The sequence below is a fragment of the Pseudomonas mangrovi genome (assembly GCF_003052585.1).
GTDB classification, from domain to species: Bacteria; Pseudomonadota; Gammaproteobacteria; order Pseudomonadales; family Pseudomonadaceae; genus Aquipseudomonas; species Aquipseudomonas mangrovi.
The window spans coordinates 254,907-270,879 of the sequence record NZ_QASN01000020.1 but is presented as its reverse complement, the minus strand read 5'-3'; the positions used below and the strand labels follow the sequence as shown (position 1 = coordinate 270,879).

Annotated in this window: 19 protein-coding genes; 15 read left to right on the top strand and 4 right to left on the bottom strand. The window is 63.6% G+C overall.

Features of this window, described 5'->3' with window-relative positions; translation table 11 throughout:
* Positions 1 to 60 precede the first annotated feature (60 nt).
* From minD to DBO85_RS13960, 10 genes are all read left to right on the top strand, one after another.
* On the top strand, positions 61 to 876 hold the full coding sequence (minD, locus tag DBO85_RS14005; protein WP_108107888.1) for a septum site-determining protein MinD: 816 nt from the start codon (positions 61 to 63) through the stop codon (positions 874 to 876).
* Positions 873 to 1,127, top strand: coding sequence for a cell division topological specificity factor MinE (minE, locus tag DBO85_RS14000; RefSeq protein WP_108107887.1), 255 nt, complete (start codon positions 873 to 875; stop codon positions 1,125 to 1,127). The genes minD and minE overlap by 4 nt, the downstream gene beginning before the upstream one ends.
* 178 nt (positions 1,128 to 1,305) lie before the next feature.
* A complete protein-coding gene (locus DBO85_RS13995) occupies positions 1,306 to 1,941 on the top strand; it encodes an RluA family pseudouridine synthase (RefSeq protein WP_108107886.1) in 636 nt (211 codons plus the stop codon).
* Positions 1,941 to 2,516: a class I SAM-dependent methyltransferase gene (locus DBO85_RS13990; RefSeq protein ID WP_108107885.1), complete on the top strand. Its 576-nt coding sequence runs from the start codon at positions 1,941 to 1,943 to the stop codon at positions 2,514 to 2,516. Before DBO85_RS13995 ends, DBO85_RS13990 begins: the two co-directional genes overlap by 1 nt.
* 299 nt (positions 2,517 to 2,815) lie before the next feature.
* Positions 2,816 to 4,105 carry a M18 family aminopeptidase gene (locus tag DBO85_RS13985; RefSeq protein WP_108107884.1) on the top strand — a complete coding sequence of 430 codons (1,290 nt, stop codon included), beginning with the start codon at positions 2,816 to 2,818 and terminating at the stop codon, positions 4,103 to 4,105.
* A gap of 8 nt (positions 4,106 to 4,113) precedes the next feature.
* Positions 4,114 to 4,767, top strand: a complete 654-nt coding sequence (locus DBO85_RS13980; RefSeq protein WP_108107883.1) for an HAD family hydrolase — start codon at positions 4,114 to 4,116, stop codon at positions 4,765 to 4,767.
* Between the two features lie 53 nt (positions 4,768 to 4,820).
* Entirely contained in the window at positions 4,821 to 5,066 is a 246-nt protein-coding gene (locus DBO85_RS13975; RefSeq protein ID WP_233356612.1) for a DUF6868 family protein, read from the top strand.
* Positions 5,067 to 5,109: 43 nt separating this feature from the next.
* Positions 5,110 to 5,322 carry a DUF2970 domain-containing protein gene (locus tag DBO85_RS13970; RefSeq protein WP_108107882.1) on the top strand — a complete coding sequence of 71 codons (213 nt, stop codon included), beginning with the start codon at positions 5,110 to 5,112 and terminating at the stop codon, positions 5,320 to 5,322.
* Between the two features lie 467 nt (positions 5,323 to 5,789).
* Positions 5,790 to 7,448, top strand: a complete 1,659-nt coding sequence (locus tag DBO85_RS13965; protein ID WP_108107881.1) for a nitrite/sulfite reductase — start codon at positions 5,790 to 5,792, stop codon at positions 7,446 to 7,448.
* On the top strand, positions 7,432 to 7,929 hold the full coding sequence (locus tag DBO85_RS13960; protein WP_108107880.1) for a DUF934 domain-containing protein: 498 nt from the start codon (positions 7,432 to 7,434) through the stop codon (positions 7,927 to 7,929). The genes DBO85_RS13965 and DBO85_RS13960 overlap by 17 nt, the downstream gene beginning before the upstream one ends.
* A 362-nt stretch (positions 7,930 to 8,291) precedes the next feature.
* Here the strand turns inward: DBO85_RS13960 and DBO85_RS13955 are convergent, their stop codons facing one another.
* Positions 8,292 to 8,873 carry a TetR/AcrR family transcriptional regulator gene (locus DBO85_RS13955; protein WP_108107879.1) on the bottom strand — a complete coding sequence of 194 codons (582 nt, stop codon included), beginning with the start codon at positions 8,871 to 8,873 and terminating at the stop codon, positions 8,292 to 8,294.
* A 103-nt stretch (positions 8,874 to 8,976) separates the two neighbouring features.
* Here DBO85_RS13955 and DBO85_RS13950 point away from each other — a divergent pair, with 103 nt between their 5' ends.
* Positions 8,977 to 9,414 (top strand): hotdog fold domain-containing protein, encoded by a 438-nt coding sequence (locus DBO85_RS13950; RefSeq protein WP_108107878.1) that lies wholly within the window; start codon positions 8,977 to 8,979, stop codon positions 9,412 to 9,414.
* A 197-nt stretch (positions 9,415 to 9,611) separates the two neighbouring features.
* Here the strand turns inward: DBO85_RS13950 and DBO85_RS13945 are convergent, their stop codons facing one another.
* Both DBO85_RS13945 and sohB read right to left on the bottom strand, forming a co-directional pair.
* Positions 9,612 to 10,604: a YhdH/YhfP family quinone oxidoreductase gene (locus DBO85_RS13945; RefSeq protein ID WP_108107877.1), complete on the bottom strand. Its 993-nt coding sequence runs from the start codon at positions 10,602 to 10,604 to the stop codon at positions 9,612 to 9,614.
* Positions 10,605 to 10,615: 11 nt separating this feature from the next.
* Complete coding sequence (gene sohB / locus DBO85_RS13940; protein ID WP_108107876.1) at positions 10,616 to 11,638, bottom strand: protease SohB; 1,023 nt, start codon at positions 11,636 to 11,638, stop codon at positions 10,616 to 10,618.
* A gap of 249 nt (positions 11,639 to 11,887) precedes the next feature.
* On the opposite strand from sohB, the gene DBO85_RS13935 reads away from it, so the two are divergent.
* The 4 genes from DBO85_RS13935 to DBO85_RS13920 all read left to right on the top strand — a co-directional run bounded on the left by DBO85_RS13935 (position 11,888) and on the right by DBO85_RS13920 (position 15,033).
* Positions 11,888 to 12,586, top strand: coding sequence for a histidine phosphatase family protein (locus tag DBO85_RS13935; protein ID WP_108107875.1), 699 nt, complete (start codon positions 11,888 to 11,890; stop codon positions 12,584 to 12,586).
* Positions 12,587 to 12,642: 56 nt separating this feature from the next.
* A complete protein-coding gene (locus DBO85_RS13930; protein ID WP_108107874.1) occupies positions 12,643 to 12,957 on the top strand; it encodes an SCP2 sterol-binding domain-containing protein in 315 nt (104 codons plus the stop codon).
* Positions 12,958 to 13,168: 211 nt separating this feature from the next.
* Entirely contained in the window at positions 13,169 to 14,236 is a 1,068-nt protein-coding gene (locus DBO85_RS13925) for a phosphotransferase family protein (protein ID WP_108107873.1), read from the top strand.
* A 29-nt stretch (positions 14,237 to 14,265) separates the two neighbouring features.
* On the top strand, positions 14,266 to 15,033 hold the full coding sequence (locus DBO85_RS13920; RefSeq protein ID WP_108107872.1) for an SDR family oxidoreductase: 768 nt from the start codon (positions 14,266 to 14,268) through the stop codon (positions 15,031 to 15,033).
* A 242-nt stretch (positions 15,034 to 15,275) separates the two neighbouring features.
* Here the strand turns inward: DBO85_RS13920 and DBO85_RS13915 are convergent, their stop codons facing one another.
* On the bottom strand, positions 15,276 to 15,926 hold the full coding sequence (locus tag DBO85_RS13915; protein WP_108107871.1) for a hypothetical protein: 651 nt from the start codon (positions 15,924 to 15,926) through the stop codon (positions 15,276 to 15,278).
* Positions 15,927 to 15,973 lie beyond the last annotated feature (47 nt).

Here is a 15,973-nt window from a genome sequence, read left to right as displayed (position 1 = left end):
AAGCCCGCCATTCAAGGGCTTCAGCACCTTGTCCTTCATTATTTTTTGGGGTGAAACAGCTTGGCCAAGATCATCGTCGTCACTTCCGGCAAGGGAGGCGTAGGTAAAACCACCTCCAGCGCCGCCATCGGTACGGGCCTGGCCCTGCGCGGCCACAAGACCGTTCTCGTCGATTTCGACGTCGGTCTGCGCAACCTCGACCTGATCATGGGCTGCGAACGCCGCGTGGTGTACGACTTCGTCAACGTCATCAACGGCGAAGCCACGCTGAACCAGGCGCTGATCAAGGACAAGCGCATCGAGAACCTGTTCGTCCTCGCCGCCAGCCAGACCCGCGACAAGGACGCCCTGACCAAGGAAGGCGTGGGCAAGGTCATCGAAGAACTGTCCAAGACCTTCGAATACGTCATCTGCGACTCCCCAGCCGGCATCGAGCAGGGCGCGCACATGGCCATGTACTTCGCCGACGAGGCCATCGTCGTGACCAACCCGGAAGTTTCCTCGGTACGTGACTCCGACCGCATGCTCGGCCTGCTGGCAAGCAAGTCGCGCCGCGCCGAAAACGGCGAGGAGCCGATCAAGGAACGTTTGCTGCTGACCCGCTACAACCCCGAACGCGTGACCAAGGGCGAGATGCTCGGCGTCGAGGACGTCGGCGAGATCCTGGCGATCAATCTGCTCGGCGTGATTCCCGAATCCCAGGCCGTGCTCAAGGCTTCCAACCAGGGCATCCCGGTGATCCTCGACGAGGAAAGCGACGCCGGCCAGGCCTATAGCGATGCCGTCGACCGCCTGCTCGGCAAGGACGTGCCGCACCGCTTCCTCGATGTGCAGAAGAAAGGCCTGCTGCAGCGCCTCTTTGGAGGTAAGGAATGAACATCTTCGACTTCCTGCGCTCGCGCAAGAAGGACACCCCGGCCTCGATCGCCAAGGAGCGACTGCAGATCATCGTTGCCCACGAGCGTGGCCAGCGCAGCCAGCCAGACTATCTGCCAGCACTGCAGAAAGAATTGGTCGAGGTGATCCGCAAGTACGTCAACATCGATCAGGATCAGGTCCAGGTCGCCCTGGAGAATCAGGGCAACTGCTCGATCCTGGAACTCAACATCACCCTGCCGGATCGCTGAAAACCACTGCGCTCGGTGAGGCTGCGTTGAAATCAGGCTCAGAACCGTCATTTACGACAGGTAAACCCCGTTTCTTCGCCTGATTTCGCCTTGCCTGACCTTCGCTCGCTACGTTTTCCCCTGTGAAGATCTTGAACAATGGCGGCCTGACGGGCCGCCATTTCATTTGGGTCACCCCATGCCGCTTTCCAACATCCAGATCGTCCACCAGGACGCCGCCCTGCTGGTCATCAACAAGCCGACCCTGCTGCTCTCGGTGCCTGGCCGTGCGGAGGACAATCGCGACTGCCTGGTGACCCGACTGCAGGAAAACGGCTACCCGGAGGCGCGCATCGTTCATCGCCTGGATTGGGAAACCTCGGGCTTGATCGTGCTCGCGCGCGACCCCGACAGCCACCGCGAGCTGTCGCGCCAGTTCCACGACCGTGAAACCGAGAAGGCGTACACCGCGCTGTGCTGGGGCGAACCGGAGCTGGACAGCGGCAGCATCGACCTGCCGCTACGCTACGATCCGCCGAGCAAACCGCGGCATGTCGTGGACCACGAGCTGGGCAAGCACGCCCTGACCTTCTGGCGCGTACTCGAGCGTTGCGGGCACTACAGCCGCGTCGAGCTCACCCCCATCACCGGCCGCTCGCACCAATTACGTGTACACATGCTTTCCATCGGCCATCCACTGCTGGGCGACGGTCTCTACGCCCACGCCGAGGCGCTGGCTGCCTTCGATCGCCTTTGCCTGCATGCCTGCATGCTGACGCTGACCCATCCGCAGAGCGGTGAGCGGCTGCGCTTCGAGTCGCCCGCACCGTTCTGATGGCGGATTTTCTGGCTGCGACCCGCGGCGCGCCGGCTCACCCAAGCCTGACCCGGGCGCTGCGCCTGTGGTCGGCTGAACCCGGTTTCGCGCTCGATCTGGGCTGCGGCGCCGGACGCGACAGCCTGCACCTGCTGGCTCAGGGCTGGGGGGTCACAGCTCTGGATCGGGACCCCCAGGCCTTGAGCACACTGGCACTGGAGTGTCCGGACGAAGATCGACCGCGCCTGCAACTGCTCCAGCGCAGCTTCGAAGATGCCGGCCCGCTACCTGCCGCGAACCTGATCAATGCGAGCTTTGCACTGCCCTTCTGTCCGCCCGCGGCTTTCCCCGCCCTGTGGCAGCGCATCGCGGGTGCGCTCTGCGCAGATGGACTGTTCGTCGGGCACTTCTTCGCTGATCGTGACGCCTGGGCCGGCGAGCGACCGCTGACAGTTCATGATCGGACGGCGCTGCTGCGGCTGTTCGATAGTTGGGAAACCGTGCACTTCGAGGAGCACGAGTGGGACGGCAAGACGGCCGTCGGCCAGCGCAAGCACTGGCACCTGTTCGAGGTGATCGCCCGGCGGACGTGAGAAGCGCAAGCCGGGCTGGCCTGCAACCCTGCAGTCGGGGTAGCCCCGATCATTCCCGATGCCAGCTCTAAGCCGCCACGGTGGCGGATTACGCCGCTGGGCGGTCCACCCTACGGGAGCGCGAACACCACGCAGGCGCAACAAGCGCAGCGCATTGCGCCAGAAGAACGCCACAGCACAGCCTCGAATCCCGATGGCTTTTATGGTTCCCACGCTCCCGCGTGGGAACCTGAGACTCTCCGGCTACGACCTCCCTTCGCCGATGGGATAGACTTCAGCCCTTGCCGTCTGGAGTCCCTATGCGCGAACGAACCAACCAGGGCCTGATTGATTTCCTCAAGGCCTCGCCCAGCCCTTTCCACGCCACCCACAGCATCGCCCGTCAGCTCGACGCCGCCGGTTTTCGCCGCCTCGACGAGCGCGACGCCTGGCATCTGGAAGCCGGCCAGCGCTATTACGCCACCCGCAACGACTCCTCGATCATCGCCTTCCGGGTGGGCCGACGAAAACTGCTCGACGCAGGCATTCGCCTGGTCGGCGCGCACACCGACAGCCCCTGCCTGCGCGTCAAGCCGCAGCCGGAGCTGCAGCGCCAGGGTTTCCTGCAACTGGGCGTGGAGGTCTACGGCGGCGCACTGCTGGCGCCCTGGTTTGACCGCGACCTGTCGCTGGCCGGGCGCGTCACCTTCCGCCGTGACGGCAAGGTGGAAAGCCAGCTGATCGATTTCCGCGACCCGATCGCCTGCATTCCCAACCTGGCCATCCACCTCAACCGTGAAGCCAATCAGGGCTGGGCGATCAACGCGCAGAACGAGCTACCACCGATCCTGGCCCAGGTGCCGGGCGAAGAACGCGCCGATTTCCGCGCCTTGCTCGCCGAGCAGCTGAGCCTGGAGCACGGGTTGGTCGCCGATGCGGTGCTGGACTATGAGCTGAGCTTCTACGACACCCAGTCCGCGGCCGTTATCGGCCTGAATCGCGACTTCATCGCCGGTGCACGCCTGGACAACCTGCTCTCCTGCTATGCCGGGCTGCAGGCGCTGCTCACGGCGGACGACGAAGAAAGCTGCATGCTGGTCTGCACCGACCATGAAGAGGTCGGCTCCTGCTCGGCCTGCGGCGCCGACGGCCCCTTCCTCGAGCAGGTCCTCGCGCGCCTGATCCCCGACGGCGAGGAGCGCGTGCGGGTGACCCAGCGCTCGCTGCTGATCTCCGCCGACAACGCCCATGGCGTCCATCCCAACTACGCCGACAAGCACGACGGCAATCACGGCCCGAAGCTCAACGCCGGCCCGGTGATCAAGGTCAACAGCAACCAGCGCTACGCCACCAGCAGCGAAACCGCAGGGTTCTTCCGCCAGCTGTGCCTGGAAAACGAGGTTCCGGTGCAGAGCTTCGTGGTGCGTAGCGATCTGGGCTGTGGCTCGACCATCGGCCCGATTACCGCCAGCCGGCTGGGCGTTCGCACCCTGGACATCGGGGTGCCGACCTTTGCCATGCACTCGATCCGCGAGCTGGCCGGCAGCCATGACCTGAGTCACCTGCTCAAGGTCCTCGGCGCCTTCTTCGCCTGCCGCGAGCTGGGTTGAGACAGCCCATGACCCTGGCGATCTTCGACCTCGACGACACCCTGATCGACGGCAACAGCCCCAGCCTCTGGAGCGAACACCTGGCCCAGCTGGGCTGGGTCGACCGTGACTCCTTCATTCCCCGCGAGCAGGAACTGGTCGCGCTCTATGCCGAGCGTCGCGCAACGCTCGAAGAGTACCTGGCGCACACCCTGCAGCCGCTGGTGGGACGCACGCCGGAGGAAGTCGCCTACATCGCCGCTCCCTTCGTCGAGGACGTCATCGAGCCGCTGATCCACAGCGACGCGATGCGCTGTGTCAGTGCCCACCGCAGCCGGGGCGAGCGCATCCTGATCATCTCCGCGACGCCGACTTTCCTGGTCGAGGCCATTGCCGAACGCCTTGGCATCGCCGACGTGCTCGGCAGCGACCTGGCGCTGGCTCACGGGCACTACAGCGGCGCCATCGACGGCCTGGCCTGTGCCCGCGAAGGCAAGCTGCGCAAGCTCGAGCAATGGCTGCAGGCCAACGGCGAGTCCAGTATCGGCGCGCACTTCTACTCCGACTCGATCAACGACCTGCCGCTGCTGGAGGCGGTGGCCCACGCCCATGCGGTGAACCCGGATGCCTTGCTGCGCGCAGAGGCGGCCACCCGCGGCTGGGAGATCCTCGAGTGGCGGTGAGCGTGAGGCGGAAAAGCGACTAGCCTTGAAGCGATGCCGGTCAGGAGAAACGCATGATGACCACCGACGCCCTCGCCGAACTGCTGCTCTGGTGCAGCCTGGCCCACTACGTGATCCTGCTGTTGTGGTTCGCAGGCTTCGTCTGTGCCCGAGAGCGAATCCTGCGCCTGCACGGGCGCTGGTTCCGCCTGAGCGAGAACCAGTTCGATGCGATTCACTACTCGGCGATGGCCATCTACAAGCTGCTGATTCTGTTTTTTGGCCTGGTGCCGGCCATCGTTCTGAAGCTCATCGGCTGAGTCTTCGACACGGTCGCCGGCTTCACGCATTCAGAGGAAAACCATGAAAGACGATGAGCAACCGCTGAGCTTCAAGGAGATGCTGCAGAGCGTACTGGCGGCCGCGCTGGGCGTGCAGAGCGGCAAGAACCGCTCGCGCGACTTTTCCCGCGGCAAACCCTCGCACTTCATCCTGCTCGGGGTCGGCTTCACCCTGCTCTTCGTGCTCGTGGTACTCGGAGTGGTACGGCTGGTCCTGTACTTCGCCGGTCTGTAGCGAAATCAGGCAAAAGCGTCAGACCGCGCGTTTACGCCATCCGACCTGCCCAGAGCCCGAGCGGCCGCGCAGTAAAAAACCCGGCTCGCGCATTCGACGAACCGGGTTGATGCGCAGGGGATGAGGCCCTGGTGGATCTACTGACTGGAGACCCAGAACACTGCGGTAGCAACCACAATGGAGATCAGGATCAGGATGGCGTAGGCGTCGACGACGCTGTCGCGATTATCGGAATCGGTCATGGCTTACCTTCTTGTGATTGTTGGGGCGGTACGCCCAAGCATTTAAGACCAGTGCTGCAAATGGCTCAAGCACCCTAAAGGCGGGTTCTTTAGGTCGGAAAGTTCAGTCCATATGCTCAAACTTCACTTTTGCGCATAACCCTGAGCTGGTATCTTGCCCGGCTCCCATGATTGCGCGGCCGTGCGTGCAATCGGTGCTGCAAGCTGCCTGTGACAGGACCTTTCATGTACGTATACGACCAATACGATCAACACATCATCGAGGATCGCGTACGCCAGTTCCGCGACCAGACCCGGCGCTACCTTGCCGGCGAGCTCAGCGGTGAGGAATTCCGTCCGCTGCGTCTGCAGAACGGTCTGTACATCCAGCGTTACGCACCCATGCTGCGCGTCGCCGTGCCCTATGGCCTGCTTTCCTCGCGCCAGCTGCGCAAGCTCGCCGAGATCGCCCGCAACTACGACAAGGGCTACGCCCACATCAGCACCCGGCAGAACGTGCAGTTCAACTGGCCCGAGCTGGAAGACGTGCCGGACATCCTGGCCGAGCTGGCCACCGTGCAAATGCACGCGATCCAGACCAGCGGCAACTGCATCCGCAACACCACCACCGACCAGTTCGCCGGCGTCGCCCGCGATGAGCTGATCGACCCGCGCCCCTGGTGCGAGATCATCCGCCAGTGGTCGACCTTCCACCCCGAGTTCGCCTTCCTGCCGCGCAAGTTCAAGATCGCCGTCAATGGCGCGGTCAGTGATCGCGCCGCCATCGAGGTGCATGACATCGGCCTGGAGGCGGTGCAGAACGCTGCCGGTGAGCTGGGCTTCCGCGTCTCCGTCGGTGGAGGCCTGGGCCGCACGCCGATCGTCGGCAGCTTCATCAACGAATTCCTGCCGTGGAAGCATCTGCTGACCTATCTCGACGCCATCCTGCGCGTGTACAACCGCTATGGCCGCCGCGACAACAAGTTCAAGGCGCGGATCAAGATCCTGGTCAAGGCGCTGACCCCGGAAGTCTTCGCCGAGCGCGTCGAGGCCGAGTGGGCCCATCTGAAGGATGGTCCGGCGACCCTGACCGAGGCCGAAGTCGAGCGCGTCAGCCGCTTCTTCATCGACCCGGCCTACAAGGCGCTGGAAGATCAGGACGCCGCCCTGGCCGCGCTGGATGCCGAGCATCCGGGCTTTGCCCGCTGGCGCTCGCGCAACGTCGTGGCACACAAGAAGCCCGGCTATGCCGCAGTGACCCTGTCGCTCAAGCCCACTGGCGTCGCTCCGGGTGACATCACCGACAAGCAGCTGGACGCGGTTGCCGAGCTGGCCGACCGCTACTGCTTCGGTGAGGTGCGCAACTCCCACGAGCAGAACATCATTCTTGCTGACGTCGAGCAGAGCCAGCTGTTCACGCTGTGGAACGAGCTGCGCGAACTGGGTCTGGCCGTCCCCAATGTCGGCCTGCTGACCGACATGATCTGCTGTCCCGGCGGCGATTTCTGCTCGCTGGCCAATGCCAAGTCGATCCCGATCGCCGAATCGATCCAGCGGCGCTTCGACGATCTCGACTACCTGTTCGACATCGGCGAGCTGGACCTGAACATCTCCGGCTGCATGAACGCCTGCGGTCACCACCACGTCGGCCATATCGGCATCCTCGGCGTGGACAAGAAAGGCGCGGAGTTCTATCAGGTGTCGCTGGGCGGCAGCGCCGGGCGCAACGCCAGCCTCGGTCAGATCCTCGGCCCATCCTTCGCCCAGGATGCGATGCCCGACGTGATCGAGAAGATCATTGCCGTCTACGTGGAGCGCCGCAGCGAAGATGAACAGTTCCTCGACACCTTCCGGCGCATCGGCCTCGACCCCTTCAAGGAGCGCGTCTATGCAGCGAATCATTAAGAACGACCAGGTCGTCGACGAATCCTGGCACCTGCTGCCCAAGGACGCGACCCTCGACGGCCTGAGCAACTGTGACGACCTGATCGTGCCGCTGGCCCTGTGGCGCGAGCACGCCCATGCGCTCAAGGCCCGCGACGGCGGCCTGGGCGTGTGGCTGGATGCCGACGAGCAGATCGAGGAAATCGCCGAGGACCTGGCCCACTTCAAGGTCATCGCGCTCAACTTTCCCGCCTTCACCGACGGCCGCCACTACTCCAGTGCGCGCCTACTGCGCGAGCGCTACGGCTACAAGGACGAGATCCGCGCCATCGGTGACGTACTGCGCGACCAGCTGTTCCTGATGCGTCGTTGCGGCTTCGACGCCTTCGCCGTGCGTGCCGACCGTGATCCGTACGATGCCCTGGAAGGCCTCAAGGACTTCTCGGTGACCTACCAGGCCGCCGCCGACGATCCGCGCCCGCTGTTCCTGCGTCGCGGCTGAGCCGTCCGCGTCAGAGCAAAAGAGCCCCTCCATTGCGGGGCTTTTTTTATGCGCTCACCTTCCAGGGCGCAACAAGCACCGTGCATTGCGCCGACCATGCTTTGCGCTGCGCCGATCCGCCTGGCCGAATCACCCCTCACCCGCCTGCGGCACCCGCTCCCAGATGAGCGGGCAAAACGATCTGTGCTTGAGCTCTGCATGACACCCAAACCGCGCCATCGCCCCGCAGCTGTCCTTCTCCCCCCGGGAGAAGGACAGCTGCGGCGCCGGATAAGGGATGGCTGGACCTGCGGGAGGCCTTGCCAGGCCCAGCTCAAGTCAATTCCGAATCACCAACCGTCGCACTGGAAAGAACAAGCCACTCAGACGCTGCGCACGCTCTGCCAGGCGCTCTCGGCGAACAGCTCGCGGCAGGCGCCCAGATCGCTCTGGGTCCGCCCTGCCAGCCAGTTGCGGGCAAAGTCATGGGTCGGCCCGATTACCAGCGAGGCAAAACAATCGATCGGCAGTTCACGAAACACGCCCTTCGCGCGGTACTCCGCCAAGGCTTCGAGAATGCGCTGGTAATGCCGACGATTGGCCTCGCGCAGGTCATCGGCGCGCTCACTCGCCTCCACCCTGCCGCGGCTGTGCAGGATGAAGCGCGCCCAGTCCGGATTGGCCACCACCCAGTCGATATAGCTGGTCACCAGCAAACGCACGCAGTCGCGGGCGTCCTTCGCGCTGGCGAAGCCATCGGCAAGCAATTGGGCGTACTGCTCGGTGCCTTCCAGATAAAGAGCGGCGATGATCCGCTCCTTGTTGCCGAAGTGGTGATAGAGGCTGCCGATGCTGGCGCCGGAGTGATCGCGAATCATCTCGATGGTGGTCGCGTCAACGCCGTGTTCGGTGAAACAGGCCAGAGCGGCCTGGAGGATTTCGTCTTTACGGGAACGGCGAGCCATCAGCTCCCCCAATCAGATTAGAATATTTTTCTAGAATTATTTTCTAGAATTCGTATACTGCCTCGGCGCGCGCTTCTCTTCAATGTCCTTTCAGGAGCACCCCATGAGTCAGATGATGCAGATGTATCAGCAGGTCGGCCCCGCCCAGTTCAGCACCATGATCGGCCAGGTCGCCCCCTACTTCGCCAGCATCGCCCCGCAGTTCGTTGAGCTGCGCGCCGGCTATGCCGAAGTGACCTTCCCCAAACGCCGCGAAGTGCTCAACCACCTCGGCACCGTGCACGCCATCGCCCTGTGCAACGCCGCCGAGTTGGCCGCGGGTACCATGACCGATGCATCCATTCCCGCGGGTTGCCGCTGGATTCCGCGCGGCATGACGGTGGAATACCTGGCCAAAGCCAATGGCGATGTCCGCGCGGTGGCTGATGGCAGCGCCATCGATTGGAGCCAGACCGGCGACATCAAGGTTCCAGTCCTTGCCTACGTCGGCGACACCGCTGTCTTTCGTGCCGAGATCACCATGTACGTCAGCCAGGCTTGAGCGACGCATTAGTGGATGACCAGCCACCTACCAGGACGGCCAAATGGGCAGCTGCATTACGCTGAAGGGCTTCCTGGCACTGACAAGAGCCCCTGACAGGAACTGCGCCCCAGCTCGCAAGAGCCAAAAACGCCGCGATTCCGTCAATGGAATCGCGGCGTTTTGTTGAATGTCACGAGCCGGTTACGGGTTTCGGATCAGTCCAACCGCACCAGCACCCGGCCAACCATCTGGCCGGCAAGAATCTGCTCTATCGCTGCCGGCAGCTGCTCCAGGGTGACTTCCTCGGCCAGGCTTTCCAGGTTACCCAGCTTCCACTGCAGCGACAGCTTGTCCCACATGGAGGCCTTGACCACCAGCGGCAACTCGACCGAGTCGACGCCGAGCAGATTGACCCCGCGCAGGATGAACGGCGCGACGCTGCCCTTGAAGCTCATGCCGGCGGTCAGACCGCAGCAGGCGGCGCTGCCGCCATAGCGCAGCGACTTGACCACATTGAACAGGATGTCGCCGCCGACGGTATCCACCGCACCAGCCCAGCGCTCCTTGAGCAGGGCCTTCTCGCAGCCTTCCTGCAGCTCGCTGCGCGCTACGATCTGGCGTGCGCCGAGCTGACGCAGGAACTCGGCCTGCTCGGGCTTGCCGGTGGATGCCGCAACGTCGTAACCGAGGCTGGCCAGCAGCGCCACCGCGATCGAGCCCACGCCGCCGCTGGCGCCGGTAACCACTACCGGACCTGCCACCGGAGTCAGGCCGGCCTGCTCGAGCTTGTCGACACAGAGCGCCGCGGTAAGGCCAGCAGTACCCAACAGCATGGCCTCGCGCAGACTCAATCCGGCCGGTCGGCGGATCACCCAGGCAGCCGGCACGCGGATGTACTGGGCAAACCCCCCGGAGGTGTTCATCCCCAGGTCGTAGCCGGTGACTATCACCTCGTCACCGACCGCAAGCTCCGCCACCGACGACTGTTCGATCACGCCGGCCGCATCGATGCCCGGGGTGTGCGGGTAGTTGCGGGTCACGCCGCGGTTACCGCTGGCGGAGAGCGCGTCCTTGTAGTTGAGCGAGGAGTAGCGCACCCGAATCAGCACCTCGCCGGCCGGCAGCTCGGCCAGCTCACGCTCGACGATCCGCCGCTCGAAGACGCCCTGCGCCGTCTCGCTGACTTGCAATGCCTTGAAGCTGCTCATCTGCTACTCCTCTACCAGAAACGCTGTTGATTCAGACGGCTCCACCAGGTCAGCACGAAGCGATCCAGGGCGACGCTGGCGGCCATGCCGAAGCGTTCCTGCAAGCTCTTCTTCTGCGCGTAGTGGAGCTGGAAAAGCTCGGCCGTGCGGGCACGCTCGGCCAGATATTCATCACTGGTGCGCAACTCGTCGACCAGTTGCAAACCGAGAGCCGACTGCCCGAGCCAGACTTCGCCGGTGGCGACCTCGTCGATGGCCAGTTGTGGGCGGTAGCGGGCGACAAAATTCTTGAACAGCTGATGGGTGGTTTCCAGGTCCTCCTGGAACTTCTCCCGGCCCTTCTCGGTGTTTTCGCCGAACACCGTCAGCGTGCGCTTGTATTCACCGGCGGTCAGCACTTCCATGTCGACATCATGCTTCTTCAGCAGGCGATGCACGTTCGGCAGCTGCGCCACCACGCCGATCGAGCCGAGCACGGCAAAGGGCGCCGACAGAATCTTCTCACCGATGCAGGCCATCATGTAGCCGCCACTGGCGGCGACCTTGTCGACGCACACGGTCAGCGGCACCCCGGCCTGACGAATGCGCGCCAGTTGCGAGGCCGCCAGGCCGTAGCTGTGGACCATGCCACCGCCGCTTTCCAGGCGCAGCACCACCTCGTCCTGCGGCGTCGCCAGAGTCAGCAGCGCGGTGATCTCGTGCCGCAGGTTTTCGACCGCAGACGCCTTGATGTCGCCATCGAAGTCCAGCACGTAGACCCGCGCCTTCTGCGTACCGGCCTTGCGTTCGGCCTTGAGCTGACGCGCCTCTTCCTTGCGCACCTGCTTGAGCTGGTCCTTCTGCAGGATGCTCTGCTCCAGACGTTCGCGCAGTGCCTTGTAGAAGTCGTTGAGGCGGGTCACCTGCAACTGACCGTCACCCTTGCGCCGGCCGCGCTGGCGCACCGCTGCGAAAGCCACCAGCACCACGACTATGGCCACTACCACGGTCAGGGCCCGAATCAGAAACCCCGCGTAATCCATCAAGAACTCCACACGCACCCCTCGCTGCAAGGATCGAAACACGCCGGGCGAGCGCCCGGACAAGCGGTCAGCATACCCACGCGCCTGGCGCCGGGCCAGTACGAGGCGTCCGAAAGGTGCCTGGAATGCGGCCTGGCGGCCCGTGCAGCGAGTCGCAAAAAAGTCACGGGAAAATTCAAACAAGCGTATGTTTTTTGTTTGACAGTCCTACCCTATGCCCATAACCTCCCGAGACTTCACGAACGCCGGGTACTCATTTCAGTGGGCAGCATCTATCTGATCCGTCACGGCCAGGCCTCCTTCGGCGCCGACAACTATGACGTCCTGTCGCCGCTCGGGGTTCGCCAGGCAGAAATCCTCGGCGAACATCTTGCCGGGCTGGGCGTACGCTTCGATCGCTGCATCAGCGGTGACCTCAAGCGCCAGCAGGATACCGGCCGGGCAATCATGGGCCGCCTGGCAGATTCGCCCGAGCTGGAAATCGACGCCGCGTTCAACGAGTTCGTCGCCGACGAAGTGATTCAGGCCCACCTGCCGGACCTGCTCAAGGACGAACCCGAAGCACTGCATATCCTCGAGAATGCCGCCCAGCATCGCGCCGAGTTTCAGCGCATCTTCTCGATCATCATCGGCCGCTGGGTTTCCGGCGAGCACGAGAAGGAAGGCCTGCAGAGCTGGCAGAGCTTTCTCGACCGGGTCGAGACCGCGCTGCGCAGACTTCTCGCCCAGGCCGACAAGAAGGACCGCATTGCCATCTTCACCTCCGGCGGCACCATCACCGCCGTGCTGCAACTGATCATCGGCATGCCGGCGATCAAGGCGTTCGAGCTCAACTGGCAGATCGTCAACACCTCGCTGAGCCTGGTGAAATTCCGTGGCGACGATCTGGCCCTGGCTTCATTCAACAGCCATGCGCATCTGGAACTGTTGAAGAAACCGGATCTCATCACCTATCGCTGAGACCGGCCCCTGACGGCGCGAGCCGTGCGACAACCTCCCAACACAGGAAAAACACCATGACCTCCGTAGCCGATATCGTCAGCCGCATGCAGTCCAAGTTCAACGCCGGTGCCGCCGCTGGCCTGGACCTGGTCTTCCAGTTCAACATCACCGACGACGAGAACTATTTCATGGTCGTCAAGGACGGCACCCTGGACGTGCAGAAGGGCGACTCCGATGCCGCCAACGTCACCCTGATCATGGATCGCGAAACCCTGGTCGGCATCATGACCGGCGAAACCGACGGCATGCAGGCCTTCATGGGCGGCAAGCTGCGCGCCGAAGGCGACATGATGCTGGCGATGAAGCTGAGCGAGCTGTTCCCTGCTTGATCCCGTCTAGACTGCTTATGCAGCGCCGAACCGGAGTCCATGGACTCCGGTTTTTTTTGCGCCGAACTTGCTGCCATCTGGTCGAATCAGGCGGCGTGATTGGCGTGCAACAGCCGCACCAATAACGGCCTCTGATGCTTGTGAGCAGCGCCCGTGGCGCATTAGATTAACCAATAGTCTCGGCCCTCTGTCATAAACAAAAGGGATAAGCATGACCCTCAGCGATCAGACCATCCGCAGCCGCGAAGGCGAAGAACTCGATGCCGGCGTCATCGATGCCTATCTGAAGGCGCACATCCCCGGCCTCACCGGCAGCCCGAAGATCAGCCAGTTCCCCGGCGGGGCCTCGAACCTGACCTACCTGATCGAATACCCGAACCAGGAATTCGTTCTGCGTCGCCCGCCGTTCGGCCACAAGGCCAAGTCGGCACACGACATGGGCCGCGAGTACCGCATCCTCAACCAGCTCAACGCCGGCTTCCCCTACTGCCCGAAGGCCTACGCCTACTGCACCGACGAGTCGGTGATCGGCGCCGAGTTCTACGTCATGGAGCGGGTGCGCGGCATCATCCTGCGCGAGGACATTCCGGCCGAGCTGAATTTCACGCCAGAGCAGACCACCGCGCTGTGCAAGAGCTTCATCGACAAGTTCGTCGACCTGCACAACGTCGACTACCAGGCCTGCGGCCTGGGTGACCTGGGCAAGCCCGAGGGCTACGTGCAGCGCCAGATCGGTGGCTGGATCGACCGTTACGAGCGCGCCGCCACCCCCGACGCCCCGGTCTGGACCGAGGTCAAGGCCTGGCTGCGTGACAAGATGCCGGCCGACCACCACAAGCCGGGCATCGTGCACAACGACTACCGCTTCGACAATGTCATCCTCAGCCCGAACAACCCGATGGAGATCATCGGTGTGCTCGACTGGGAGATGACCACCATCGGCGATCCGCTGATGGACCTGGGCAACACCCTCGCCTACTGGATCCAGGCCGACGACCCGCAACCGATGCAGCTGACCCGCAAGCAGCCGAGCAATGCACCGGGCATGCTCACCCGTCAGCAGTTCGTCGACTACTACGCCGAGCGCGCCGGCATCGAGATCAAGAGCATCGACTTCTACTACACCTATGGCCTGTTCCGCCTGGCCGGGATCATCCAGCAGATCTACTACCGCTACTTCCATGGCCAGACCAAGGATCAGCGCTTCGCCAAGTTCGTCCAGATGAACGCCCTGCTGGAGCAGACCAGCCTGCAGGTCATCAACAAATCGACGCTGTAATCCGGCGCATCCAACAAGGGGAATACTGCATGTCCAAGACCAACCTGTTCGACCTCGACGGCAAGATCGCCTTCGTTTCCGGCGCCAGCCGCGGCATCGGCGAGGCCATCGCCAAGCTGCTCGCCCAGCAGGGCGCCCACGTGATCGTCTCCAGCCGCAAGATCGATGGCTGCCAGGCAGTCGCCGACGCCATCACTGCCGAAGGCGGCAAGGCCACCGCCATCGCCTGCCACATCGGCGAGATGGAACAGATCCAGAGCGTCTTCGCGCAGATCCGCGAGCAGTTCGGCCGCCTCGACATCCTGGTCAACAACGCCGCCACCAACCCGCAGTTCGCTCACATCCTGGATACCGACCTGTCGGCCTTCCAGAAGACCGTCGACGTGAACATCCGCGGCTACTTCTTCATGTCGGTCGAAGCCGGCAAGCTGATGCGCGAGAACGGCGGCGGCAGCATCATCAACGTCGCCTCGATCAACGGCATCTCCCCGGGCAACTTCCAGGGCATCTACTCGGTGACCAAGGCCGCCGTGATCAACATGACCAAGGCCTTCGCCCAGGAATGCGCGCCCTTCGGCATCCGCGTCAACGCCCTGCTGCCGGGCCTGACCGACACCAAGTTCGCCTCGGCCCTGGTGAAGAACGACAGCATCCGCGAAGCCGCGCTGCAGCACATCCCGCTCAAGCGCGTGGCCGACCCGAGCGAGATGGGTGGTGCCGTGCTGTACTTCGCCAGCGAAGCGTCCAGCTACACCACCGGTGTTTCACTGAACGTGGATGGCGGCTTCCTCATCTGAGGATCTGCCGGCAGGTCATGAAAAAGGGGAGCTTCGGCTCCCCTTTTTCATACTTGCTGCATAGCACTGGCTGACAGGGACCGGTATTGGGTTTCGCTCTTGCCTGCCGTCATCCACGGCGCGATTCGCGCAGGATGGCAGTCGTCCGACACGCCCTGCCCGTTGGGCCTCGCGCTACTCGGAACTCATCTACGGTAGGTTGGGCCGCAAGGCCCAACAGGGCCCCACTCGAACCCAGGCCCTCACTGCCAGTCCTTGAGCGCCTGCCGCGCAGGCTCGTTGAGCGGTTCGGCGAGCAGGCCGGTGGGTGTCAGGCGCACGCTGTAGACCGCGCCGTCGGCAATCGGCAGATAAGGCACACGTAGCGCCTGCGGATCGAACAGATACAGATCCCGCTGCCCCAGGCGCAACCAGCGCCAGAGGTCGATGCCGTAGGGACTTTGCGCAAGCTCGGCCTTCGGCCGTTGTGCCAGTGCCTGCTGTTCGATGGCGAGGAAACGCCCGGACAGTTTCTCCAGTCGATAGCCGGAGGTCAGCCCGATCAGCTCGGCCAGGCCGCGCAGTCCGAACAGCCGCGCATCCAGTTGCCACAGATCGCCCTCGAGGGTGACCGAGCGCTCGTGGGCACCTTCGAGCAGATTGACCCGGTAGCGCTGGCCGCCTTCGGACTTGAAGCTCAGGGTTACCAGCGGCTTGTCCACCGGCAGGGCGCTGTAACTGGTGAGGTCCCAGGCGATCACGCCGACCAGGGCGGCCAGGCCGAGGAAAGCCAGGCCGAAGGTGCCGCGCAGCCAGCCGAAGAACCAGCTGCTGTTGAGCAGGATGCGCAAGGCGATCCACAGCACCAATGCAGCGATCAGGGCAATTGCCCAGGCCAATCCGTCGTACTGCATACACGCGATTCCTTCTGTCAGAACAAGCCGGCATTATGCTCAGCCAC

Coding starts and splice junctions, on each gene's coding strand:
- DBO85_RS13950 (WP_108107878.1), top strand. CDS start 8,977: ATGAGTCAGATGATGCAGATGTATCAGCAGGTCGGCCCCGCCCAGTTC.
- minE (WP_108107887.1), top strand. CDS start 873: ATGAACATCTTCGACTTCCTGCGCTCGCGCAAGAAGGACACCCCGGCC.
- DBO85_RS13995 (WP_108107886.1), top strand. CDS start 1,306: ATGCCGCTTTCCAACATCCAGATCGTCCACCAGGACGCCGCCCTGCTG.
- DBO85_RS13915 (WP_108107871.1), bottom strand. CDS start 15,926: ATGCAGTACGACGGATTGGCCTGGGCAATTGCCCTGATCGCTGCATTG.
- DBO85_RS13980 (WP_108107883.1), top strand. CDS start 4,114: ATGACCCTGGCGATCTTCGACCTCGACGACACCCTGATCGACGGCAAC.
- DBO85_RS13930 (WP_108107874.1), top strand. CDS start 12,643: ATGACCTCCGTAGCCGATATCGTCAGCCGCATGCAGTCCAAGTTCAAC.
- DBO85_RS13925 (WP_108107873.1), top strand. CDS start 13,169: ATGACCCTCAGCGATCAGACCATCCGCAGCCGCGAAGGCGAAGAACTC.
- DBO85_RS13960 (WP_108107880.1), top strand. CDS start 7,432: ATGCAGCGAATCATTAAGAACGACCAGGTCGTCGACGAATCCTGGCAC.
- DBO85_RS13985 (WP_108107884.1), top strand. CDS start 2,816: ATGCGCGAACGAACCAACCAGGGCCTGATTGATTTCCTCAAGGCCTCG.
- DBO85_RS13970 (WP_108107882.1), top strand. CDS start 5,110: ATGAAAGACGATGAGCAACCGCTGAGCTTCAAGGAGATGCTGCAGAGC.
- DBO85_RS13945 (WP_108107877.1), bottom strand. CDS start 10,604: ATGAGCAGCTTCAAGGCATTGCAAGTCAGCGAGACGGCGCAGGGCGTC.
- DBO85_RS13965 (WP_108107881.1), top strand. CDS start 5,790: ATGTACGTATACGACCAATACGATCAACACATCATCGAGGATCGCGTA.
- DBO85_RS13975 (WP_233356612.1), top strand. CDS start 4,821: ATGATGACCACCGACGCCCTCGCCGAACTGCTGCTCTGGTGCAGCCTG.
- DBO85_RS13990 (WP_108107885.1), top strand. CDS start 1,941: ATGGCGGATTTTCTGGCTGCGACCCGCGGCGCGCCGGCTCACCCAAGC.
- DBO85_RS13920 (WP_108107872.1), top strand. CDS start 14,266: ATGTCCAAGACCAACCTGTTCGACCTCGACGGCAAGATCGCCTTCGTT.
- DBO85_RS13955 (WP_108107879.1), bottom strand. CDS start 8,873: ATGGCTCGCCGTTCCCGTAAAGACGAAATCCTCCAGGCCGCTCTGGCC.